Source organism: Umezawaea sp. NPDC059074 (assembly GCF_042738955.1).
Classification (GTDB): Bacteria; Actinomycetota; Actinomycetes; order Mycobacteriales; family Pseudonocardiaceae; genus Umezawaea.
This window is the reverse complement of the sequence record NZ_JBHYHC010000107.1, coordinates 1-22,015: the sequence shown is the minus strand read 5'-3', so window position 1 is coordinate 22,015 and position 22,015 is coordinate 1. Positions and strand designations below refer to the sequence as shown.

Here is a 22,015-nt window from a genome sequence, read left to right as displayed (position 1 = left end):
AACGGCCGAGGCGCCCTCGCGGCGCCGCAACCCGAGCGGGAGAGACCCCGGCAGCTGCCGGGGCGCCGAAGGAGCAAGTACCCCGCACACTCTCAGGCAACGAGAACCGCTCGGGCGAGGCGACTCTGGAAAGCGTGCCCAGGCGCGCACCCACGGTGCAAGCCGCGTTCGCGCGGTGAAGCTCTCAGGTCCCATGACAGAGGGGGAGTCGGACCGACACCGAGGTCGGCGTGCTTGGCGCGCGCTGATCCCCCAGACCCGTGGAGTGCCGCTGTGGAGTACCCCGATCACCTGCTCTACACCCCGGAACACGAGTGGGTCGACTGGAAGCCGGGCACGCAGGAGCCGGTCACGGTCGGCATCACCTCCTACGCCGCCGAGTCCCTCGGAGACCTGGTCTTCGTGCAGCTCCCCGAGGTGGGCACGACCGTCACCTCCGGCGACGTCTGCGGCGAGCTGGAGTCGACGAAGTCGGTCAGCGACCTGTACGCGCCGGTCAGCGGCGAGGTCGTGGAGGTCAACCAGGGCGTCGTCGACGACCCGGCCCTGGTCAACACCGACCCGTACGCGGCGGGGTGGCTGTTCAAGGTGCGCGTCGAGAACGCCGAGGGCCTCCTCACCGCCGCGAAGTACGCGGAACTGACGGGCAGCTAATGGCGATCAGCGTCTTCGACCTGTTCTCCATCGGCATCGGGCCGTCCAGCTCGCACACGGTGGGCCCGATGCGCGCCGCGTCGATGTTCGTCGACCGGCTGCGCTCGCGCGGCCTGCTGGACGGCGTGACGCGGGTGAACGCCGAGCTGTTCGGCTCGCTCGGCGCGACCGGCCACGGCCACGGCAGCCCCAAGGCCGTGCTGCTCGGGCTCGAGGGCTGCAAGCCGGAGGAGGTCGACCCGGCGGCCGCCGACGAGCGGTTCGAGGAGATCAAGCGGACCGGGCGGCTGCGGCTGGGCGGCGGGCACGAGATCGCGTTCGTGCACGACAAGCACCTCGTCATGCACCGCCGCAAGTCGCTTCCCGTGCACCCCAACGGGATGCGCTTCGAGGCGTTCGCCGACGGCGGCGAGTCGCTGGACCACGCCGTGTACTACTCGGTCGGCGGCGGGTTCGTGGTGGACGAGCACGCCAGCGGCGCGGACAAGATCAAGGCCGACGACACCCCGTTGGCGCACCCGTTCCTCACCGGCGACCAGCTGTTGGCCCGCACCAGGGAGACCGGGCTGTCGATCAGCTCGGTGATGCTGGAGAACGAGCAGTCGTGGCGCGGCGAGGCCGAGATCCGCGAAGGGCTCCTGCGGATCTGGCACGTGATGCAGGAGTGCGTCGAGCGCGGCTGCACCGAGCACGGCGTCCTGCCCGGCGGGCTGAAGGTGCGCCGCAGGGCCGCCGAGATGCGCAAGACGTTGGCGGGCGAGCACTTCGCCACCGACCCGCTGCGCGTCATGGACTGGGTGACCCTGTTCGCGCTGGCCGTCAACGAGGAGAACGCCGCGGGTGGCCGGGTCGTCACGGCCCCGACCAACGGCGCGGCGGGCATCGTGCCCGCGGTCCTGCACTACTACACGCGGTTCGTGCCGGGCGCGTCCGACGACGGCGTGGTCCGCTTCCTGCTCACCGCGGGCGCGGTCGGCGTGCTGTTCAAGGAGAACGCGTCCATCTCCGGCGCCGAGGTCGGCTGCCAGGGCGAGGTCGGCTCGGCCTGCTCGATGGCCGCCGGCGGTCTCGCCGAGGTGCTCGGCGGCACGCCCGAACAGGTGGAGAACGCCGCCGAGATCGCCATGGAGCACAACCTGGGCCTCACCTGCGACCCGATCGGCGGGCTCGTCCAGATCCCGTGCATCGAGCGCAACGCGCTGGCCGCCATCAAGGCGATCACCGCGGCCCGCATGGCGCTGCGCGGCGACGGCTCGCACTTCGTGTCGCTGGACAAGGTCATCAAGACCATGAGCGACACCGGCGCGGACATGTCCGTGAAGTACAAGGAGACCGCGCGCGGCGGCCTGGCCGTGAACGTCATCGAGTGCTGACCGCCCCGCGCGTGGAGCCCCGCTCCACGCGCGGGTGCGGCGTCAGCGGAGGTGCCACCACGGTGGCGTCGGCCCACAGCTCGCCCTCGCCCGCTTCCGGAACGGGGACCTGGCACGGGTCGGTGAGGGTCCACCACTCCTGCGTGACGGGGTCCGCGGCGATGAGGGCCATGTCCGCCTCGTAGTCGTCGCCGACGTACTCGTAGTACGAGATGAGCCGGTCGCCCAGGATGAAGATCGAGTAGTTCGTGATGCCGCTGGCGGTGAGGCGGGCTTCGACGTCGGGCCACACGACCTCGTGCAGGCGGAGGTACTCCTCGCGCTTCTCGGGCAGCACTCCGACGACTCGGATGTGCCGTTGTGGTGCGGAAGCCGACATCGCTGCTCCTTCGTCCGTGGACCGTCGCCGCGAGCGTACAGACGTCCGATGTGTCGGCGCTCTCCGTGCCGCCGCGTAGGGTCGGGCCCGAGTCGGGGACCACTACGCGGGGAGTCTTGGATGAAGCTGCTGGTCACGGGCGGCGCCGGGTACATCGGCAGCGCGACGGTCGCGGCGCTGGTGGCCGCCGGGCACGAGGTCGAGGTGCTGGACGACCTGTCGACGGGCTTCGTGGACAACGTGCCGGAGGGCGCGGTGCTGCACGAGCTGCCGCTCAGCGCGGCCTCGCAGGTGGTCGACTCGTCGTTCGACGCGGTGCTGCACTTCGCGGCCAAGATCTCCGTCGGCGAGTCGGTGCGCAAGCCCGAGCTGTACTTCGACGTGAACGTGCGCGGCACGATGACGCTGCTGGACTCGATGCGCGCCAACGACGTCAAGCGGCTGATCTTCTCCTCGACCGGGTCGATGTACGCGGCGAACGGCCTGGAGCCGCTGGCCGAGGACGCCGTGGTCGACCCGCAGAACCCCTACGCCGCGAGCAAGTCCATTGTGGACATGATGCTGCCGTGGGAGTGCCAGGCGTCCGGGCTCGGCGCGGTGTCGCTGCGGTACTTCAACGCGGCGGGCGCGAGCGGGCACCTCGGCGAGCGGCACACGCCGGAGACGCACCTGATCCCGATGGTGCTGGACGTGGCCGCGGGCAAGCGGGACGAGTTCCTGCTGTTCGGTGACGACTACCCGACGCCGGACGGCACGCCGGTGCGCGACTACATCCACATCGAGGACCTGGCGTCGGCGCACGTCCTCGCGCTGGAGGCGGCCGAGCCGGGCAAGCACAAGGTCTACAACCTGGGCAACGGCCGGGGTTTCTCGAACCTGGAGGTCGTCGAGGCGGTGCGCGAGGTGACCGGGCACCCGGTGCCGACCCGCACCGCGCCCCGCCGCGAGGGCGACGCGGTCACGAGCGTGGCGTCCGCCGAGAAGGCGCGCACCGAACTCGGGTGGCGGCAGGCGAAGCCGGACCTGAAGGACATCATCGCGGACGCCTGGGAGTTCCACCGCTCGCGTCCGTGACGGGGAGCCCCGCGACCGGGGCTCCCCACCGCGTCACGCGGGGAGGACGGCCTCGATGGCCTTCACGACCCGCTCGTCGTCGGGCTGGACCGGCGTGCGGAACCGCGCCACGACCTCGCCGTCGGGGTTGATCAGGAACTTCTCGAAGTTCCAGCCGACGTCACCGGCGTTGCCGTCGGCGTCGGCGGCCTTGGTCAGCTCGGCGTAGACCGGGTGCCGGTGCTCGCCGTTCACCTCGACCTTCTCGAACAGCGGGAACGTCACGCCGTAGGTGGTGGAGCAGAACGTCGCGATCTCCTCCGACGTGCCCGGCTCCTGGCCCATGAACTGGTTGCACGGGAAGCCGACCACGGAGAAGCCCTGGTCGCCGTACTGCTTCTGGAGCTGCTCCAGCGCCGTGTACTGCGGGGTCGAGCCGCACTTGGACGCCACGTTCACCACGAGGACGGCCTTGCCGCGCAGCGGTTCCAACGTGGTCGGCTCGCCGGAGATCGTGGTGACCGGAATGTCGTAGATGCTCAAGTCGTCGCCTTTCGAGTGGACCCGTCTACCGTCCACCCTACGTCTCGGCGGCCCCCTCACGCCCCGCGCGGCCGGAAGATCGTCACGACCACGCGCAGCCCCAGCAGCACGCTGATGACCAGCAGGTTGTAGCCGAACAGGTGGTGCAGGTCGACGCCCGGCACGACCTGCGGGCCGCCGGTCGTGCCGATCAGCAGCACGGCCATGATCCCGGCCGTCGCGCCCAGTCCGGTGAGCATCACCTGGTGCAGCAGGCCCGTGACGAACCGCCGGTCGCGGTCGTCGGCGAACAGCCGGACGTTCATCCCCAGCCGCCCCTGCTCCAGCGCGCTGGTGATGCGGTCCGCCCGCCGGGGCAGGCGGCGCAGCATCGGCAGCAGCGAGTGCAGCTCCTCCACCACCGCGCCGCGCAACGACTCCGGCGTCAGGCGTTCGCCGATCCGGGCGGTGGCGAAGGCCCGCGACTCGACCACGATGTTGAAGCCGGGAGCGAGGGCACCGAGCGTGCCCTCCAGCGTCGCGAGGGCGCGGAACACCGCGGCGATCTCCGGCGGGATGCTCAGCCCGTACCGGTAGACGAGCCGGAACAGGTCGCCGAACATCTCCACGTCCGGCCGCGTGCCCGCGCTCAGGTGGCGGGCCGTGAACTGGCCCAGCGCTCGCTCCAGGCGTTGGGCGTCGATCTCGTCCGGCCTGCTCACGAGGTCCAGCAGCGCGTCGCACAGCCCCGCGGGGTCGCCGCGGTCGAAGGACAGCAGCAGCCGTTGCAGCGCGGCCCGCAGCTGCGCGTCGATCCGGCCGACCGACCCGAAGTCCAGCAGCCCCAAGCGGCCGTCGGTCAGCAGCATGACGTTGCCCGGATGCGGGTCGGCGTGGAACACCCCGTCCAGCATCACCTGCCGCAGCAGGGACGTCAGCAGCGTGCGCGCCAGTTCGCCGCGGTCCGCGCCCCGCTCGTCCAGCAGCGGCCCGGCCGACCGCAGGGGCACGCCGGACAGCCGGTCCATCACCAGGACCCTGGCCGTGCACAGCTCCTCGTGCACGGTCGGCAGCCCGATGTCGTGGCCGTCGGACGCGGCGGCGACCGCGGCCAGGTTCCGCGCCTCGACCCGGAAGTCCAGTTCCTCCCGCAGCGCGGCGGCGAAGCCGGTCGCCAGGTCGAGCACGCCCATCGCCCGGCCCCACCGCGTGCGCTCCTGCAACGTCCTCGCCAGCCGCGCCACGATGTCCAGGTCGCCCTCGGCGACCTTCCGCACGCCCGGCCGCTGCACCTTCACCACGACCTCGCCGCCGGACTTCAGCCGGGCCAGGTGCACCTGCGCGATCGACGCGGCCGCCAGCGGCGTCTCGTCGAACTCGGCGAACACCTCCTCGGGCGCCTGCCCCAGTTCCTCGACCAGCACCGCCCGCACCTGCTCCCACGGAGCGGCGGGAACGTTGTCCTGCAACGTGGTCAGCTCGTCGATGAACTCCGGCGGCAGCAGGTCCGGCCGGGTCGACAACACCTGGCCGAGCTTCACGAACGTCACGCCGCCGTCCTCCAGCGCGAGCCGCACCGACCTCGCCAGCCCGGTGTCCGTGCGCTCCCGCCCGCGCAGGGACGGCCCGAGCCCGTGCCGCACGGCGATGGCGGTGATCCGCGAGTACCGGCGGGTGCGGGCGATCCGGCCCCGCACGGCCCGGAACCAGTCCACCGGCGGCGGGATCGAGCCGGTCGGCACGATCACCTCGGCCAGCGCCAGCATCCCGATCAGGAACAGCAGCGTCACGCCGAACAGGACGGTCGCGTACGCCGTGTTCGCGCCCTCGATGCTCGCCAGCGGCGCGAACAGGCTGCCGGTGAACGTCAGCGACAGCAGGGAGGCGACCGCCGTGCGGAGCAGCCCCACGCGCAGCCCGAGGATGCGCCGCGCGGCCAGCGCCATCCCCAGCACCAGCAACAGGTACGTGACGGGCACGCCGATCGTGTACAGCAGGAAGTCGTCCACAAGTCCCCCCGAGGTCTCGGGCCGACCCTAGCCGGCACGACCTGAGAACGCCGGGGACCGCGTCAGAACTGGAAGACCGAGCCCGTGTCCACCCGCATCGCGCAGGCGTTCGCGTACACGTGGTCGAAGGTCCGCTCCTCGCCCCGCCAACTGCCGATCGCGGTCACGTGCACCGGCCGGTACTCCAGCGTGCACAGCGAATCCGAGTCCCGCACGGCCTGCACGTCGCCGTCGGACAGGAGCAGGTCCTCGCACGCCTCCCGCGCCCTCGGGTGCGAGCCGCCGGAGGGCTCGCAGTGCAGGTCCACCGCCCGCACGCCCGCGTCCGCCGTGGACGTGGTCAGCACGATCGTGGAGGCGGGGACGAGCTCCGCGCCGGGCGGGGGAGCGATGGAGAGGGGGAGGGCCGCGGCGAAGACCGCGAGGAACGGGAAGAGGGCCATGCGACCACAGTGGCGTCCCGGTGCGCCGGACGGCGAACCAACCGGGCGGTAACACCGGATCGAGTGGTCTCGGTGACGGTTGACCAACCGGATCAGCGCGACTTCCGTCCGGCGGGGGATGGCCAGACCATGATCGACTGAGCACCCTGGTGCGATGGGGACTTCCGGGGTGCGTCGCGTCGCGTTCGCGAGTTCGGCGGGCAACGCCGTCGAGCTGTACGACTTCCTGCTCTACGGCACGGCGTCCGCGCTGGTCTTCGACAAGCTGTTCTTCCCGACCTTCGACCCGCGGATCGGGACGCTGCTGTCGCTGGCCACGTTCGGCGCGGGGTTCCTGGCGCGACCGTTGGGCGGGGTGGTGATCGGCCACTTCGGCGACCGGATCGGCCGCCGCGCGATGCTCGTGCTGACGTTGACCGTGACGGGCGTGTGCACGGCCCTGATCGGCGTCCTGCCGACCTACGCGAGCATCGGGATCGCCGCGCCGGTCCTGCTGCTGCTCCTGCGCCTGGTCCAGGGCTTCTTCCTGGGCGGTGAGCAGGGCGGGGCGACGCTGATGACCGTCGAGCACGCCCCACCGGGGCGGACGGGCTGGTACGGCAGCTGGACGTTCCTCGGCTCGCCGCTGGGCCTGCTGCTGGCGAGCGCGGCGATGTCGCTGTCGGTGTCCACCACGGGCGCGGACTTCCTGGACTGGGGCTGGCGGCTGCCGTTCCTGTTCAGCCTGGTGCTGGTCGGCGTCGGGCTGTACGTGCGGCTGTCGGTGCAGGAGAGCCCGGTCTTCCGGGAGACCCGCGCCGCGGGCGGGACGGTGAAGCTGCCGGTGGCGGTCGTGCTGCGGGACCACTGGCGGCGGGTGCTGCTGGGCGCGGGCGTGAACTTCGGCTTCAACATGTTCATCTTCATCCTGGCCACGTTCGCCGCGTCGTACGGGACGAAGCAGCTCGGCATGACGAGGTCGGTGATCCTCAACGCGACGCTGATCGGCTCGTTCGCGCAGGCCTTGGCGATCCTGGTGTTCGCCCGGCTGTCGGACCGGATCGGCAGGCTGCCGGTGATGCTCGGCGGGGCCGCGTTCATCGGCGTGTTCGCGTTCCCGCTGTTCTGGCTGCTGGAGACCCGCCAGCCCGCGCTGGTCGTGGTGGCGATGGTGATCGCCTTCACCGGGTCGGCGGCGATCTTCGGGCCGATGCCCGCGTACTACGCGGAGCTGTTCGGCCCGAAGATCCGCTACAGCGGCGTGTCGTTGAGCTACCAGCTCGGCGCGGTGCTGGGCGGCGGGCTGTCCCCGGTGATCGCCGCCGCCCTGCTCGGTGTCACCGCGAACCACGCGAGCTGGCCGGTGTCGCTCTACCTCGTGGGCGGCGCGGTGGTGAGCGCGCTGTGCCTCGTGGCCATCGGCGAGACGATCAGCGCCCGAGAACCGAGTCCAGCACCCGCCGAACCGTAGCCGCGGGGTCGAGCACGAGATCCGTGCTGCGCCAGGCGATCACGCCGTCCGGCCGGACGAGGCTCGCGCCGCGGTCGCCGATCCCGTACTTGGCCGCGAGCTGTCCGCCGGGGTCGGTGAGGGCCGGAACCTCGACGCCGCAGTCGTTCCACGCCGGGTCGAGGGTGAGCAGCACCCACCCCCGGCCGAACAGGTCCACTGTGGACACCTCTTCGCCGTCGTGCTCCACGACCACGTGCGGGGCGCGGTAACCGGCGCGACCGCTGGGGGAGAACGGGTTCTCCATCGAGTCGTCGTCGTCCTCCAGCACGACCGCCTCGGACCGGCAGCGGAAACCGAACCCCAGTTCCAGGTAGTCGATCGGCTCCGGCACGTCGGGGCCCCGCAACTGCGGGGCGAACCGCTCCACGTAGTTGGTGTAGGAGCTGTCGACGACGGCCTGCGCGTACGGCCGCCGTTCCGCCTCGTAGCTGTCCAGCAGCTTCGGCCCGGCCTCGCCGGTCAGCACGGCGGCCAGCTTCCAGGCGATGTCGTAGCCGTCCTGGACGGCGGTGTTGCCGCCGAGGCCGCCGGTCGGCGGGGTCACCTTGGCGGCGTCGCCGATCAGGAACACCCGCCCGTCGGCGAACCGGTCGGCCATCCACGCGGCCATCTCCCACCGGGTGACGTCGAGGACCTTCGGCTCCAGGTCGGGGGCGTCGGTCGCCAGGCGGATCAGCTCGGCGCACCGGGCGTCGTCGTAGTCGGCGACGGACTCGCCGCGCTCCGGCGGGCTCTCGATCGTCAGGACGTGCCTGCGCGCGGTCGTGAGCGAGACGAACGCGCCGGTGAACGCCTGGTTCCGCAGGTAGTACAGGGTGCTGCGGCCGGGGATGGTGTGCCCCGTGAGGTCGGCGTCGAAGATGATGCCGATGTGGCTGGCGAGGGTGCCGTGGCCGTGCCGGTCGATGCCCAGTTCGCCGCGGACCTTGCCGCGGTGGCCGTCGGCGGCGACCAAGTAGTCCGCGTGGACGGTGCTCAACCGGCCGGTCGGGAGGTCGAGCAGGCGCGCGGTCACGCCGTCCTCGTCCTGGGTGAAGGACACCAGCTCGGTCTGGAACACGACCTCCGCCCCGAGTTCACGGGCTCGGGCGAGCAGGACCGGTTCCACGTGGTCCTGCGACGCCATGCCGAACGGCGCGGGCGAGAGCGAGGCGAAGTCCGGTGCCTCGTCCTCCGGCAGGATCGTGGTGAACACCTGCCCCTTCAGGCTCTCCGCCACCTTGATGACCATCGGGCCCGCGCTGCCCGCGAGCACGGCGTCCTCGACGCCCGCCCGTCTCATCAGCTCCATCGTCCTGGGGGTCTGCCCCGTCGCCTTGGGGTGCACGGCCGTGCCCGCGTGCTTGGAGATGCCGAGCACGTCGATACCCCGCTGGGCCAGGAAGAGCGTGGCGGACAGACCGCCGAGACCAGCCCCGACCACAAGAACCTGAACATTTTTGTCTCCCATGAAAAGTATCTTAGCCACGAAGAGATTCAGTTGACAAGATTCAGCTGGGTGGCGGCCAGGCGCACCTCCAGGCGCTGGCCCCACCCGAGCTGGACGCGGTCCTGCTCGATGCCGTCGCCGAAGACCACCAGGCCGTCCGACTCCACGTCGACGACCAGCGGTTCGTCGGTGATCGAGCCCTCCGTGCGCTCCACGCCGGTGCTCGGCGACGACCAGGCCTCGCGGACGAACCACGCCAGTCGGCGCTCGGTCGGGGTGGGGAGGGCCAACGTGCTGCGGCGTTCCCGCCAGGCCGACCCGCACCACCCGGTCGCGCCGGTGCCCGTGCCCACCAGGACGCCGGAGGACGCCTGCCGCTCCGCGTCGGCGATCCGGTAGCGCGCGGTCTGGTGGCCGGGGTGGCCGACGTAGACCTCGTTCAGCGCCAGCAGGCGTTGGCCGTCGTCGGAGACGGCCTCGACCATCGTCCGCGCCTCGTGGGTCGCCGACCCGGTCGCGACGGCGTGCAGCAGCCGGGCGGCCGCGGCGGGCGCGTGACGGGCCAGCACCCCGCCGGGGGCGGGGTTGACGCCGATCACCGGCTGGCCGGACAGGTACTTGGCGACGTTCGCGACCAGCCCGTCCTGGCCCACGACGACCACGACGTCCTCGGGGGCGAACAGGAAGCGCGCGAGGTCGTCGCGCTCGACCGAGCCGCGCCGCCAGTCGAGGGGGATGGCGGCGGACACCGCCGTGAGCGCGGCCTGGTCGGCGGCGTCCCGCTCGGTCACCTCGTCGAGCGACCGGCCGCGCGAGTGCAGGAAGAAGTCGACCTGGCCGCGGGTGCCGTGCCTGGCCAGGAGGTCGGCCAGTTCGGTGCGGCGGTGGACCACGACGATCCGCGGGGAGAGGGTCACTTCGCGCTCAGCTTCGCCAGCAGCGGGGCCAGCATGTCCGGCGTGATCACCAGGTTGTCGATCTTCGGGAGGTGGCCCGCGAACTCCTTGAGCGCCAAGCCCTGGAGGACGGCGGCCGGGATGTCGCGGTAGGCCGCCAGGTGCGCCGCCTCGGCCGCCGCCCGCGCCTCGCCGAGTTCGCGGAGGGTGTTGGCCTTCGCCTCGGTCTCGATCGCGGCCGCCGCGGCGGCGTCCTCGGCCTGGCGCTTGGCGTTCGTGCCGCGCTGGACGACCAGCTGCTCCTCGCGCTTGGCCAGCTCGATCTGGTTCTGGAGTTCGTTCTCGCCGATGGCCCGCTCCCGTTCCACGGCCCTCGCGCGGCGCTCGTAGGTGGCCCGGTCGGCCTCCTGCTGGACCTGCTCGCGGGCGGTCGTGCGGAGGGCCTTCTCCATCTCCGGTTCGGGACGGATGGCCACGACGCGGACGTCCACGACGGTGATGCCGGTCTGCGCCGAGCGGCCGTCGCTCCCGAGACCGGTGTGGACCTGGGCGCGGACCGCCTCCACGCCGTCGACCAGCGCCGTCGCCAGCGGGGACCTGGCCAGGACGCCGAGGGCGTGCTGCTGGGCGCTCTCGGTGAGCAGGCCCGCGATCTGGGCGAGGGGGTCGCCGCGCCACGCGCCGTTCTCCGGCGCGATGGAGAAGTCGACCCGTTCCGCGGCGAGGGTCGGGTCGGTGACGCGGTAGGTGAGGGTCATCTGGACGGTGACGTCCTGGAAGTCCGCTGTGCGCGCGTGGAACAGCATCGGGAGTTCCCGGTCGTCCACCGGGACTTCCGAGAGGACCGCGCTGCGGGGCCGGAACCAGAACGACAGCCCGGTGCCGTCGTGGACGACCTTGCCGTGCTTGACGTGGCGGATGTGGACGGTCGGGGTGCCGCGCAGGTGGCGCAGGCCGGGGTAGCCGGTGATGTCGGCCATGGTGAGTCCTCCTCTGGGGTTATCGTCGGGGTGACGATATGCTCCGGGAGGTGTTGTCGTCAAGTTGACGATATGCTGGGGTTATGGGGTATCCGGTGTTCGCTGTGACTGCTGACCTGGTGGTTTTGACGATCCGAGCGGATCGGTTGTGCGTGTTGTTGGTGAAGAGGGGTGAGTCGCCGTACTTGGGGCGGTGGGCGTTGCCCGGTGGGTTCGTGCTGCCTTCGGAGGACCTGGACGCGGCTGCGGCGCGGGAGTTGGAGGAGGAGACCGGGTTGGCGGTGGGGACTGTCCACTTGGAACAGTTGAGGAGTTACGGGGCTCCGGGGCGGGATCCTCGGCAGCGGGTGGTGACGGTGGCGTACCTGGCTTTGGCCCCGGATCTGCCTGTGCCGTCTGCGGGGACGGATGCGGCGTTCGCTTCGTGGGTGCCGGTGGAGGAGGTCGCCGAGTTGGCGTTCGACCACGCGGTGATCTTGGGGGATGGGGTGGAGAGGGCTCGGGCGAAGTTGGAGTACACGTCGTTGGGGACGGCGTTCTGCGGGGCGGAGTTCACGGTGGCGGAGTTGAGGAGGGTGTACGAGGTGGTGTGGGGGAAGGAGTTGGATCCCCGGAACTTTCATCGGAAGGTGACTGGGGCTGGGGAGTTCCTGGTGGCCACTGGGGGGAGTACTACGCGGGATGGGGGGAGGCCGGCGCAGTTGTATCGGAGGGGGGCGGCGGTGGCGTTGTACCCGCCTATGCCGCGGAGTGGGGTGGTGGGGGCTCGGGCGGGTGGGTGAGGGGGGTGCTGGGTGTTGGGCCTCGGACGTCGGTGCAGGGCCTCGGGTGCAGGGCCTCGGGTCTCGTGCCTCGGGTCTCGTGCGTCGGGTGCCGGGTGCCGGGTGCCGGGTGCCGGGTGCCGGGTGCCGGGTGCCGAGCCTCGGGTGTCGGGTGTCGGGTGCAGGGCCTCCGGTGTCGGGCCTCGGGTGTCGCGTGCCGGGCGTCGGGTGTCGGGTGCCGGGCGTCGTCAGGGGTTGCCTGATCGGGTGGTCCCGTTTTTGTCGGTGGTGGCTTGTACCTTGTGTATTGGGGGGTTTCGCTCGATCGGGGACCCCTGCGGAGCGTGTCCTGGGGCTTTCGGCGGCGGTGGTTGCGGCTGGTTCCGGGGCTTGGCTTCTAGCGTGGTCGCCGGGCGGGCGCTGGTTCCGTTGTGGTCGGGCTGGTGGCCGGCGGTTCCGGAGTGGTTGGGTCAGCGGCTGCCGGTTCCAGCTCAGTCGGCTAGTGGCTGCGATTTCCAGCGTGCTGTGGCCGATTTGACATGGGGACCCCTCATTTCGGCCTTTGTCGGGCTCAAAAGGCGGTCCAAAGAGAGTCCCGCCCGACCACAATTTTAAGGCCGAAATCCCCATGTCAAATCGGCCACGTTCCGTGGCCTGTGCCTGCCAGTCCCAGCGTGGTCGCCACCGACCCTGTGCCTGGGTGGTGGGCCACTTCGTTGCCCCGGCGCCTGCTTGTGGTTGCCATTCAGTGCTGGGGCAGGGTTGTTACCTGGCCGGTTTTTGCTGACTGTGCCGCCGCTTCGATGACTTCCAGGCCTGCTACCGCGTCCCAGGGGTTTACCGGTGGTGGTGTTCCCTTGCTGATGGCGTTCGCTACGCCCGCGTAGAAGTCCTGGTATGCCCCGGCTTCCGTCTTCACCTGTGTTGTCTTCTCGCCTGCTCGTAGGACGCCCCAAGCGTTTTCCGTCTCTTCGCCCCAGCCTTTGCCTCCTGGGGTCGCGCCTGCTTTCAGCAGTTCTTCCTGGGGGTCCATGCCCCACTTCACGTAGGCCGCTTTGCTGCCCAGCACTCGGAAACGCGGTCCGAGGTCTGCCACCAACGCGCCTGCCCACAGGTGGGAGTGGGTGCCGTTCTCGTGTGTGAGGGAGAGGTACGCGTCGTCGTCCGCTCCTCCTCGCAGGGCTTTGATCTCCGCGTATACGGATTTCGGGCGGCCGAAGAGGGCGATCGCCTGGTCGATCAGGTGGGTGCCGAGGTCGTAGATGATGCTGCCCAGGTCTGCCGGGTCGCCTGATTCCTTCCAGCCGTCCTTCAGTTCCGGGCGCCAGCGTTCGAAGCGGGATTCGAAGCGGTGGACGTCTCCCAGGTCGCCCTCGTGGATCAGGCGTTGTGCGGTGCGGAAGTCGCCGTCCCAGCGGCGGTTGTGGAACGGGACCAGGACCTTGCCCCGTGCGTCTGCCAGTGCCACCAGGTCGGTTGCTTCCGCTGCTGTGCCGCTGAACGGTTTGTCGACCACGACGTTGAGGTCGTGTTCCAGTGCCGCGCGGGCGTGGGTGTTGTGGAAGCGGTTCGGGGTCGTGATCACGGCGAGGTCGTAGTCGCCCGCCCACACCGCTTCCACGTCGGGGAGCACCTCGGTGTCGGGATAGCGCTTCTTGACCTCCGCCGCGCGGTCGGGGTTTCCCGTGACGACGGCGCTCAAGGTCATTCCCCGAGTGGTGCTCACGAATGGCGCGTGGAATGCCGAGCCACCCAGTCCGTAGCCGATCAGTGCGGTGCGCATGGACGACACGATAGGTGTCCCATCAAGTGGACGTGCTGTTGCGGGATGTGCACCCGGAGCTAACGTCGCTGACATGAACCCGCTGGTGACAAGGCGGCACGTGGACCACGTGCGCGTCACCGCCATGGCCTGTCCGGACGCCTGACCCGCCCCGACTCGTCGCGTACGCATCCGAATTCCCCAGGAGACAGCCATGTCCGCAGACACTTCCGCCTGGTCCTTCGAAACCAAGCAGGTCCACGCCGGAGCGGCGCCCGATCCGGCCACCGGCGCGCGCGCCACGCCGATCTACCAGACCACGTCGTACGTCTTCCGCGACACCGCGCACGGCGCCGCGCTGTTCAGCCTCGCCGAGGCGGGCAACATCTACACGCGCATCAACAACCCGACGCAGGACGTGCTGGAGCAGCGGGTCGCCGCGCTCGAGGGCGGGGTGGCCGCCGTGGCGTTCGCGTCGGGCTCCGCGGCCGTGACCGCCGCCATCCTGAACCTCGCCCGGTCGGGTGACCATTTCGTGTCGAGCGCCTCGCTCTACGGCGGCACGTACAACCTGTTCCACTACACGCTGCCCAAGCTCGGCATCGAGGTCACGTTCGTGGACGACCCCGACGACCTGGAGGCGTGGCGGGCGGCTTCCCGGCCGAACACCAAGCTGTTCTTCGCGGAGACGCTGGCGAACCCGCGCGCGCACGTCCTCGACATCACGGCCGTCGCCGAGGTCGCGCACGAGGTCGGGGTGCCGCTGGTGGTCGACAACACCGTGCCGACGCCCTACCTGGTGCGGCCGATCGAGCACGGCGCGGACATCGTGGTGCACTCGGCGACCAAGTACCTCGGCGGGCACGGGACGACGATCGCCGGTGTCGTGGTCGACGGCGGCACGTTCGACTTCGGCACGGACCGGTTCCCGGACTTCAACGAGCCCGACCCGAGCTACAACGGCCTCCAGTACTGGCCCGCGCTGGGCCACGGGTCGTTCGCCGCGAAGCTGCGTGTGCAGCTGCTGCGCGACACGGGCGCGGCCATCGCGCCGCTCAACAGCTTCCTGATCATCCAGGGCATCGAGACCCTGTCGCTGCGCATCGACAAGCACGTCGCGAACGCGCAGGCGCTGGCCGAGTGGCTGGAGCAGCGCGACGAGGTGGAGAAGGTGCACTACGCGGGCCTGCCCTCCAGCCCCTGGTACGAGAACGCCCGCAAGTACCTGCCGAAGGGCGCGGGCGCGATCGTGTCGTTCGAGCTGCGCGGCGGCGTCGAGGCCGGGCGGGCGTTCGTGGACGGGACCGAGCTGTTCAGCCAGCTCGCGAACATCGGCGACGTGCGCAGCCTGATCGTGCACCCGGCCAGCACCACGCACAGCCAGCTCACCCCCGACGAGCAGGTCACCACGGGCGTGACGCCCGGACTGGTGCGGCTGTCGGTCGGCATCGAGGGCCTCGAGGACCTCAAGGCCGACCTGGAAGCGGGGTTCCGCGCGGCGAAGTCCGCTCTGTGACGACTCCCGGCCAGACCCCTCGCGCCACCGGCGGGTGGCGCGAGGGTGACCCCAACGGGCGCAGGCTCTGGTACGCGCACGACGGCGGCCTCGCGGGGCTGCCGGAGGTGCGGCTGGCCTACGAGACGTGGGGAACCCTGAACCAGGACCGCTCGAACGCGGTCCTGGTCCTGCACGCGCTCACCGGGGACAGCCACGTGTCCGGGGTCGTGGAGCCCGGCCACCCGACCCCCGGTTGGTGGGACGCCCTGATCGGGCCCGGCAAGCCGCTCGACCCCGCGCACTGGTTCGTGGTCGCCCCGAACGTGCTCGGCGGGTGCCAGGGCAGCACCGGCCCGCTGTCCGCCGCGCCGGACGGGCAGCCGTGGGGCAGCCGGTTCCCGCTGGTCACCGCGCGCGACCAGGTCGCAGCCGAGGTGGCGTTGACCGACGCGCTCGGCATCGACGCGTGGGCCGCCGTGCTGGGCGGGTCGATGGGCGGGATGCGGGCGGTCGAGTGGGCCGTCGGGCACCCGGACCGGCTGCGGTCGCTGCTGCTGCTCGCGGTGCCCGCCGCCTCGTCGGCGGAGCAGATCGCGCTCGCGTCGGCGCAGGTCCACGCCGTGCGCGCGGATCCGGTGCTGGGCTTGGGGATCGCGCGGCGGATCGCGCACATCAGCTACCGCACCGAGGCCGAGCTGGCCACCAGGTTCGGGCGGAAACCCCAGGGGGACGGGCGGTTCGCCGTCGAGTCCTATTTGGACCACCACGCGGACAAGCTGGTCCGCCGGTTCGACCCGGACAGCTACATCGTCCTCACCGAGTCGATGAACAGCCACGACGTGGGCCGCGACCGCGGCGGGGTGCGGGCCGCGCTGCGCCGGGTGACCGCCCGCACGATCGTCGCGGGCGTCGACACCGACCGGCTGTTCCCGTTGGCGCAGCAGGCGGAACTCGCCTCGGGCATCACCACCGCCGACGACCTGCGGGTCGTGACGTCGGAGTACGGGCACGACGCGTTCCTCATCGAGTCCGACCAGGTCGGCGCGCTCGTGCGGGAACTCCTGCCTGCCAGGGTGCCCTCCGACGTGTGAGTCGGAGGGCACCCGGTCTTCACCGCGACGCTGTCGGGAGCGTCCCGTGAAGGTCTAGAAGCCTGCCGTGATCCGGGAGAACTCCCAGTCCGGCTGGGCGATCCCGCTGCACGCCGACTGGACGCCGCCGCCCGCGCAGCCGCGGTCGCGGTTGACGGACCAGAACGCGAGCCTGCCGAGGCCGTTGGCCTTCGACCAGTCGCGGATCGCGGTCCACGCCGCCGTGCTGGTCAGCTCCTGCTGGTCGGACAGGCCGTTCATGCCGGAGATGCCGACGTGGCCGAAGGCGACCGGGTCGGACCAGCCGAACGTGGTCTTGAGCTTGTTCTTCAGGCCCGTGGCCGCGTTGATCGTGTCGGTCTGGATGTTCCCGCTGCCGAAGTCGAACGGCATGATCGTGAACACGTCGATCCCGGCGTCCAGCGCCTTCGCCCGGTCGATCAGCCGACCGCCGTAGTAGTTCGGACCGCTGGTCGTGGTGCCGAACGTGACGATCGTCTGGATGCCGGGGTTGTTCCGCTTGACGATCTTCAACGCGCCCAGGATGCGGTCCTGGACGGTCTCGTTCTCGAACTCGTCGGAGTTCTCGATGTCGATGTCGATCGCCTTCAGCCCGTAGGCGCTGATGACCTGCTGGTACGCGCCCGCGAGCGCTTCGGGGGTCGAGCAGTTCGGGCCGAGCTTGTTGCCGCTCCAGCCGCCGAACGACGGGACGATGTCGCCGCCGTTGGCGCGGATCTCGGCGATGGCGGCGGCGTCCGCGCCACCGGCCAGCGGTCGGCTGCCGTCCCACGCCGGGTTGCAGCCGCCGGAGGACAGGATGAACGCCATCGTGAACCACTTCACGCCCGTGGCGTTCATGACCGTGCGCGGGCTGGGCGGGTTGCCCCAGCCCATGTACAGGTACGGCGCCGCGGTCTTGGAGCCGTTGCCGGGATCGCCGCCGCCGGGCTGGGTGGTGGCGGAGACCTGGTTGCTCGCGCCGGAGGTGTTGCCCGCCGCGTCACGCGCCTTGACCGTGAAGCTGTAGGCCGTGCTGGGGGAGAGGCCGCCGACGGTCGCGGACGTGCCGGTGGAGGTGGTGGCGACCGTGCCGTCGCGGTACACGTCGTAGCCGGTGACGCCGACGTTGTCGCTGGAGGCGTTCCAGGTCAGCGACACCGAGGACGACGTGGAGCCGGTGGAGGACAGGCCCGTGGGGGCGCTCGGCGGGGTCGTGTCGCCGGGGTTGCCACCACCGGAGCAGGAGCCGCCGTTGACGGTGCAGTTGACCGGGGAGCCGGGGCCGGTGCCCAGCAGGCCGAAGCCCGTCGAGCCGCCGACCGGGACGGCGCCGTTCCAGTTCTTGTTGACGGCCGTGTAGTGGTCGCCGGAGCGGGTGATGTCCGCGTCCCAGAAGCTGGTGACGGCACTGCCGGACGGCATGTCGAACTCGATGCGCCACGACGAGAGGGCGCTCGAGCCGTTGTTCGCGACGGTGAACCGGGCTTCGAAGCCCGTGCCCCAGTCGCCGGTCTTGGTGAAGGTCGCGGTGACGCCCGCGGCCGCCGAGGCGGACGGTGTCGTCACGGACGTCAGTGCCAGCGCGCTGAGGCAGAGCAGCGCGCCGAGGCGGAGTCTCATGGTTCCTCCTGAATGGGAGGTGCAGGGGTGTGCGGAGGTGACCCACCATCGACGCCGGGAGCGTCGTTGCTGGTCAGAGACTCACAATGGTCTGGACCAGAGCGCGTGTCAAGAGTGTGAACCGGTCATGCGGGAGGAAACCCGCGCACGACCGGAACGGTTTCGGGCGAAAGGGAGAAGCCGTCGTGTTCGCGTCACGGCGAACAGCCGTTGTCACTCCTCCAGCGAGGTGGTGATCCAGTCCGGCACCTCGAGGTCGCGCGTCTGGCACTCCGCGGCGAGCTTCACGGTCCAGCGCAACGCCTGGAGCACGACCGTCGCCAGCTCCTGCGGAGCGCCGTTCGTCAACGCGATCTCGATCTGCTCGGCGGCCGCCTCCTCGTCGCCGTGCACCTCGGCGAGCAGCGTCCGGATCGCGGTCCGCACGGGCGGGTCGGCGTCGTCGATCGGCACTTCCTGGCCGTCCTCGTCGAAGACCTGCATCTTCACCGGTGTCGCGCCGCCGGAGCCGAGTGCCGCGACCATGCCGCTGCACTCGGAGAACAGCAGCAGCACGAGTTCCCTGATCTCCTCGTTGCCCTCGGGCGAACCGCTGAGGTACCCGGTGACCAGGTCGACCGCGACAGCGTCCTCCCCGACCTTGGCCGCGGCCAAGGCCTCGCCCGCCACGGCCGTCAGCCGCGACCAGCGATCCGGATCATGCTGCGAGGTCATTCCACCATCTTTCAACACGTGAGCCGGCGGCGCGGGATCGCCCGTCCTCTGTCCCACTGCCTACCGGTTGGTGATCGGGTGCCGCAATGCCTTGTCGTGCTCCGCACGGGGTGATACCGGGGTATGTCACTCCTCAGCGCCACGACCGGGCCGCCTCCCCGGACCTAGCATCGCCTGGTGATCCGCTCCTTGCTCCAGGTCGCGGCCTTGCGCGACCGCACGCCGGTACTCGGGACCGTCCTCGGCCGCTTCCAGCGCCTCGGCGAGGCCGCGGTGCTGGTGTACTCCGCTGTGATCGCCATCGTCGCGAGCGTCGACTACGTGACGGCCTACGACCCGGACGGCGTCTGGCCGGTGTACTTCGCCGCGATCGTCGGCACGTACGCGCTGATGCTGCGGTCCCCGCTGGCGGCGTGGCGGCTCGCGACCCTCGGCCTCTTCGTCGACCTGCTGGCCCACGGCACGTCCGACCCGCTGTTCTCCGGCTGGCAGTGGTGCTTCTACCTGCCGGTCCTGATCGGCGTCAGCCTGCACTACTCGCGGTCCGTCGTGACCACGGTCGGCGTCGTCACCCTGGCGTCGCTCGGCTTCGCCGGGGCGCTCAAGGCCGTCAGCTTCTACCCGGAGTCCGCGATCGTGATGGCCCTGGTCCTGGTGCTCGGCTACACGTTCGGCGCGCGGGGCCGCGCGGAGCAGGAGATCGAACGCGAGCGGGCGGAGAAGGGCGCGCTCGTCGAACGGGCCCGCATCGCCCGCGAGATGCACGACGTCGTGGCGCACCACATGTCGATGGTGGTGGTCCGCTGCGAGACCGCGCCCTACCGCATCGCCGACCTGCCCGAGGCGGGCGTCCGGGAGTTCGCCGAGCTGGGCGAGGCCGCCCGCGAGGCCATCACCGACATGCAACGCCTGCTGGGCGTGCTGCGCAGCGCCGACCAGCAGGCCGACAAGGCCCCGCAACCCGGCATCGCCGAGATCCCGGCGTTGGCCGCCAGGGCGTCGGCGGCCGTCGAGGTGCCCGACCTGCCCGACCTGCCGGTGGCCGTCGGCCTGACGGCGTACCGGATCGTGCAGGAGGCGCTGACCAACGCCACCAGGCACGCGCCCGGCAGCAGCACGTTCGTCGTCCTCCGCTTGGCGGACGGGTCCCTGGAAGTCCTCGTGCGCAATACTCGTGGCGGCGCTTCCCTCGGCGGCGGTGGCGGACACGGCCTGGCGGGAATGCGGGAACGCGTCGCCGTGCACGGCGGCTCGGTGACCGCCGGGCCGACCGAGGACGGCGGTTTCGAGGTGCTGGCACGGATTCCCTTGGGGGCCGAGTGATCAGGGTGCTCGTGGTCGACGACCAGGAGATGGTGCGCGAGGGCTTCTCCGCGCTCCTGGGCGCCCAGGAGGACATCGAGGTCGTCGGGTCGGCTGGGGATGGGGTCGCGGCTGTCGCCGAGGTGCGCCGGTTGGTGCCGGATGTCGTGTTGATGGACATCCGGATGCCCGAGATGGACGGGTTGGCCGCGACTCGGTTGTTGGTGGCCGATCCGCATCCGGTGAAGGTGCTGGTGTTGACCACGTTCGACCTGGACGACTACGTGTACGAGGCCTTGAGGGCCGGGGCCAGCGGGTTCCTGCTGAAGCACGCGCCCGCTCGTGAGTTGTTGGACGCTGTGCGCGTTGTCGCTCGTGGAGACGCTCTGTTGGCGCCTTCGATCACCAAGCGGCTGATCGAGGACTTCGTGAAGTCCCAGCCCGGTCAAGGGGTTCGGCCCCGTGGGCTGGAGGTGTTGACGGAGCGGGAGACCGAGGTGCTCCGGTTGATCGCCCAAGGCTTGTCGAACGTCGAGATCGCGGGGCACCTGTTCCTGGCCGAGCAGACGGTGAAGACGCACGTGAGCCGGGTGCTGATGAAACTCGGCCTGCGGGACCGGGCCCAAGCCGTGATCGCCGCTTACGAGAACGGGCTTGTAGTACCGGGGTAGTGGGTCCTCGGGGTGACGATCGGGTGGGGGTCGTCTCCCTAGTTTTCGGGGCATGGTCAAGAAGATCGCGTTCCTCGTCGGGTTGCTGGTGTTCGTGTCGCCGGTGTCGTCGTGGGGGTCGGTTCGCCAGACCCTGCCCGTGTTGGCCGGCGATGCGCGGGTGCTGAGTTTTGATCCGGCTGGGCGGGGGCGGCTGGTGGTCGCGCTTGGGGATGTGGAGCGGGCTCGGCACGTGGCTGTGGTGGTGCCTGGGTCCGATGTGGACGTTCGGCGGTTTTCTTCTGTGATGGCGATGGCTCGTGCTGTGTACGACGAAGCTGGGCCTGGGGTGGCTGTGGTGGCGTGGCTTGGTTATGACACGCCGGAGGGGTTGGGGATCGACGCGGCCACCGGGGGATTGGCGCGGGCGGGGGCGGCGGCGTTGACGGAGTTCGTGCGGGGGTTGCCTGCTGTGCATGTTTCGTTGCTGTGTCACAGCTACGGGACGGTTGTGTGTGCGGTTGGGGCGGGTGGGATGCCTGGGGTTGCGGACATCGTGTTCACCGGGAGTCCTGGGGTGAGGGTGGATTCCGTGGGGGAGTTGGGGACTTCGGCGCGGGTGTGGGCGGCACGGTCGTCGTCGGACTGGACCCGGTGGGTGCCGAAGGTGCGGGTCGGGGACATGGGGCACGGGGGTGATCCGGTGGATCCCTCGTTCGGGGCGCGAGTGCTTGACGGTGGGGATGGGAAGCACGACGAGTACTACCGGGTGGGTGGGGTTGTGTTGGGGGAGATCGTGCGGGTTGTGGTGGGGGATTTGCGATGAAGAAGCGTGAGTGGGGTGGGTGGGTGGAGGTTGTGATGAGGGCTGTGGTGTTGGCGGGGTATTGGTTGGCGGTCGCTGGGGTGGCTGGGGCGGGGATCGGGGGGAGGGTGCTTCGCCGGAAACCTCCTCCTGGGGAGGCTGGGGTGCAGCCTTCTTGCCGAGAGCTGCCTCCTGGTGAGCAAAGGTCTTAAGTCTCGGGCTGGTGCTGGACTCTCGGGACTGGCGCGTCTTCGGCCTGGCCTCTTGACCTGCTGGCCTGGCTTTGGACTTGACCCCGTGCCTGCCGGCGGGTCTGAGTTTCAAGCGGGACCGCCCGACTGGACCATCGCCCGAGCAGTCCCCTCCCTGCACCCCGATCCGGAGCGCCTTCGCACTCGTTTTGTCTTGTCAAGGCATCTTTCCCGCCTTGACAAGACAAAACGAGTGTTGAAATAATTGCGCGAGCGGGGTGAGGTAGGCCTTGTATCTCCGACGGGCTCGTTGGAAGCGGTGTCACCGAGAACCGACTCCACCCCAATCGCGCAAATTATTTCGATGCTTTTCAAAGTTTGTCAAGGC

Annotated in this window: 20 protein-coding genes and 1 riboswitch; of the genes, 10 read left to right on the top strand and 10 right to left on the bottom strand. The window is 70.4% G+C overall.

The genetic code is table 11. The features are described 5' to 3' along the window. Positions 1–26: 26 nt before the first annotated feature. Positions 27–119: riboswitch (glycine riboswitch) on the top strand. 154 nt (positions 120–273) lie between these two features. Both gcvH and ACFWW9_RS34175 read left to right on the top strand, forming a co-directional pair. After that, a complete protein-coding gene (gene gcvH / locus ACFWW9_RS34180) occupies positions 274–654 on the top strand; it encodes a glycine cleavage system protein GcvH (protein ID WP_390386298.1) in 381 nt (126 codons plus the stop codon). Beyond that, positions 654–2,027: an L-serine ammonia-lyase gene (locus ACFWW9_RS34175; RefSeq protein ID WP_390386296.1), complete on the top strand. Its 1,374-nt coding sequence runs from the start codon at positions 654–656 to the stop codon at positions 2,025–2,027. The genes gcvH and ACFWW9_RS34175 overlap by 1 nt, the downstream gene beginning before the upstream one ends. Here the strand turns inward: ACFWW9_RS34175 and ACFWW9_RS34170 are convergent. Continuing rightward, a complete protein-coding gene (locus tag ACFWW9_RS34170) occupies positions 2,014–2,406 on the bottom strand; it encodes an L-rhamnose mutarotase (protein ID WP_390386295.1) in 393 nt (130 codons plus the stop codon). The genes ACFWW9_RS34175 and ACFWW9_RS34170 overlap by 14 nt on opposite strands. 120 nt (positions 2,407–2,526) lie before the next feature. Between ACFWW9_RS34170 and galE the strand changes: the two genes are divergently transcribed. Continuing rightward, a complete protein-coding gene (gene galE / locus ACFWW9_RS34165) occupies positions 2,527–3,480 on the top strand; it encodes a UDP-glucose 4-epimerase GalE (RefSeq protein ID WP_390386294.1) in 954 nt (317 codons plus the stop codon). Positions 3,481–3,513: 33 nt separating this feature from the next. Here galE and ACFWW9_RS34160 read toward each other — a convergent pair whose 3' ends face one another. The 3 genes from ACFWW9_RS34160 to ACFWW9_RS34150 form a co-directional block, all read right to left on the bottom strand. After that, positions 3,514–4,002: a glutathione peroxidase gene (locus tag ACFWW9_RS34160; protein ID WP_390386292.1), complete on the bottom strand. Its 489-nt coding sequence runs from the start codon at positions 4,000–4,002 to the stop codon at positions 3,514–3,516. A gap of 56 nt (positions 4,003–4,058) precedes the next feature. Continuing rightward, entirely contained in the window at positions 4,059–5,927 is a 1,869-nt protein-coding gene (locus tag ACFWW9_RS34155) for an ABC1 kinase family protein (protein ID WP_390386307.1), read from the bottom strand. 125 nt (positions 5,928–6,052) lie between these two features. Then, the gene (locus ACFWW9_RS34150; protein WP_390386291.1) at positions 6,053–6,433 is read right to left on the bottom strand and encodes an SSI family serine proteinase inhibitor; all 381 of its coding nucleotides are present in this window, start codon (positions 6,431–6,433) and stop codon (positions 6,053–6,055) included. Between the two features lie 154 nt (positions 6,434–6,587). Between ACFWW9_RS34150 and ACFWW9_RS34145 the strand changes: the two genes are divergently transcribed. Beyond that, entirely contained in the window at positions 6,588–7,883 is a 1,296-nt protein-coding gene (locus tag ACFWW9_RS34145) for an MFS transporter (protein ID WP_390386289.1), read from the top strand. On the opposite strand, the gene rdmE is transcribed toward ACFWW9_RS34145, so the two are convergent. The 3 genes from rdmE to ACFWW9_RS34130 are packed head-to-tail and all read right to left on the bottom strand — an operon-like array spanning position 7,843 to position 11,230. After that, positions 7,843–9,375: an aklavinone 12-hydroxylase RdmE gene (gene rdmE / locus ACFWW9_RS34140; RefSeq protein WP_390386288.1), complete on the bottom strand. Its 1,533-nt coding sequence runs from the start codon at positions 9,373–9,375 to the stop codon at positions 7,843–7,845. The two genes, ACFWW9_RS34145 and rdmE, sit on opposite strands and share 41 nt — an antisense overlap. A gap of 26 nt (positions 9,376–9,401) precedes the next feature. Then, a complete protein-coding gene (locus ACFWW9_RS34135; protein ID WP_390386287.1) occupies positions 9,402–10,271 on the bottom strand; it encodes a hypothetical protein in 870 nt (289 codons plus the stop codon). Then, the gene (locus tag ACFWW9_RS34130; RefSeq protein WP_390386285.1) at positions 10,268–11,230 is read right to left on the bottom strand and encodes an SPFH domain-containing protein; all 963 of its coding nucleotides are present in this window, start codon (positions 11,228–11,230) and stop codon (positions 10,268–10,270) included. The genes ACFWW9_RS34135 and ACFWW9_RS34130 overlap by 4 nt, the downstream gene beginning before the upstream one ends. Before the next feature lie 83 nt (positions 11,231–11,313). On the opposite strand from ACFWW9_RS34130, the gene ACFWW9_RS34125 reads away from it, so the two are divergent. Beyond that, complete coding sequence (locus ACFWW9_RS34125; protein WP_390386284.1) at positions 11,314–12,012, top strand: NUDIX domain-containing protein; 699 nt, start codon at positions 11,314–11,316, stop codon at positions 12,010–12,012. A 724-nt stretch (positions 12,013–12,736) separates the two neighbouring features. Here the strand turns inward: ACFWW9_RS34125 and ACFWW9_RS34120 are convergent. Continuing rightward, positions 12,737–13,774, bottom strand: a complete 1,038-nt coding sequence (locus tag ACFWW9_RS34120; RefSeq protein WP_390386283.1) for a Gfo/Idh/MocA family oxidoreductase — start codon at positions 13,772–13,774, stop codon at positions 12,737–12,739. Positions 13,775–13,967: 193 nt separating this feature from the next. On the opposite strand from ACFWW9_RS34120, the gene ACFWW9_RS34115 reads away from it, so the two are divergent. Together ACFWW9_RS34115 and ACFWW9_RS34110 are read left to right on the top strand one after the other, a co-directional pair. Then, positions 13,968–15,269: a bifunctional o-acetylhomoserine/o-acetylserine sulfhydrylase gene (locus ACFWW9_RS34115; RefSeq protein WP_390386282.1), complete on the top strand. Its 1,302-nt coding sequence runs from the start codon at positions 13,968–13,970 to the stop codon at positions 15,267–15,269. After that, complete coding sequence (locus tag ACFWW9_RS34110) at positions 15,266–16,342, top strand: homoserine O-acetyltransferase (protein ID WP_390386281.1); 1,077 nt, start codon at positions 15,266–15,268, stop codon at positions 16,340–16,342. The genes ACFWW9_RS34115 and ACFWW9_RS34110 overlap by 4 nt, the downstream gene beginning before the upstream one ends. A gap of 54 nt (positions 16,343–16,396) precedes the next feature. Here ACFWW9_RS34110 and ACFWW9_RS34105 read toward each other — a convergent pair whose 3' ends face one another. Both ACFWW9_RS34105 and ACFWW9_RS34100 read right to left on the bottom strand, forming a co-directional pair. Then, positions 16,397–17,965 carry a cellulose binding domain-containing protein gene (locus ACFWW9_RS34105; protein ID WP_390386279.1) on the bottom strand — a complete coding sequence of 523 codons (1,569 nt, stop codon included), beginning with the start codon at positions 17,963–17,965 and terminating at the stop codon, positions 16,397–16,399. A gap of 213 nt (positions 17,966–18,178) precedes the next feature. Then, positions 18,179–18,679: a hypothetical protein gene (locus tag ACFWW9_RS34100; protein ID WP_259627076.1), complete on the bottom strand. Its 501-nt coding sequence runs from the start codon at positions 18,677–18,679 to the stop codon at positions 18,179–18,181. A gap of 177 nt (positions 18,680–18,856) precedes the next feature. Here ACFWW9_RS34100 and ACFWW9_RS34095 point away from each other — a divergent pair, with 177 nt between their 5' ends. From ACFWW9_RS34095 to ACFWW9_RS34085, 3 genes are read left to right on the top strand one after another with little or no spacing between them, the layout of a single operon-like run. Continuing rightward, a complete protein-coding gene (locus ACFWW9_RS34095) occupies positions 18,857–20,002 on the top strand; it encodes a sensor histidine kinase (RefSeq protein WP_390386277.1) in 1,146 nt (381 codons plus the stop codon). After that, a complete protein-coding gene (locus ACFWW9_RS34090) occupies positions 19,999–20,652 on the top strand; it encodes a response regulator (RefSeq protein WP_390386276.1) in 654 nt (217 codons plus the stop codon). The genes ACFWW9_RS34095 and ACFWW9_RS34090 overlap by 4 nt, the downstream gene beginning before the upstream one ends. A 52-nt stretch (positions 20,653–20,704) precedes the next feature. Further along, complete coding sequence (locus ACFWW9_RS34085; protein WP_390386275.1) at positions 20,705–21,457, top strand: alpha/beta hydrolase; 753 nt, start codon at positions 20,705–20,707, stop codon at positions 21,455–21,457. Positions 21,458–22,015 lie beyond the last annotated feature (558 nt).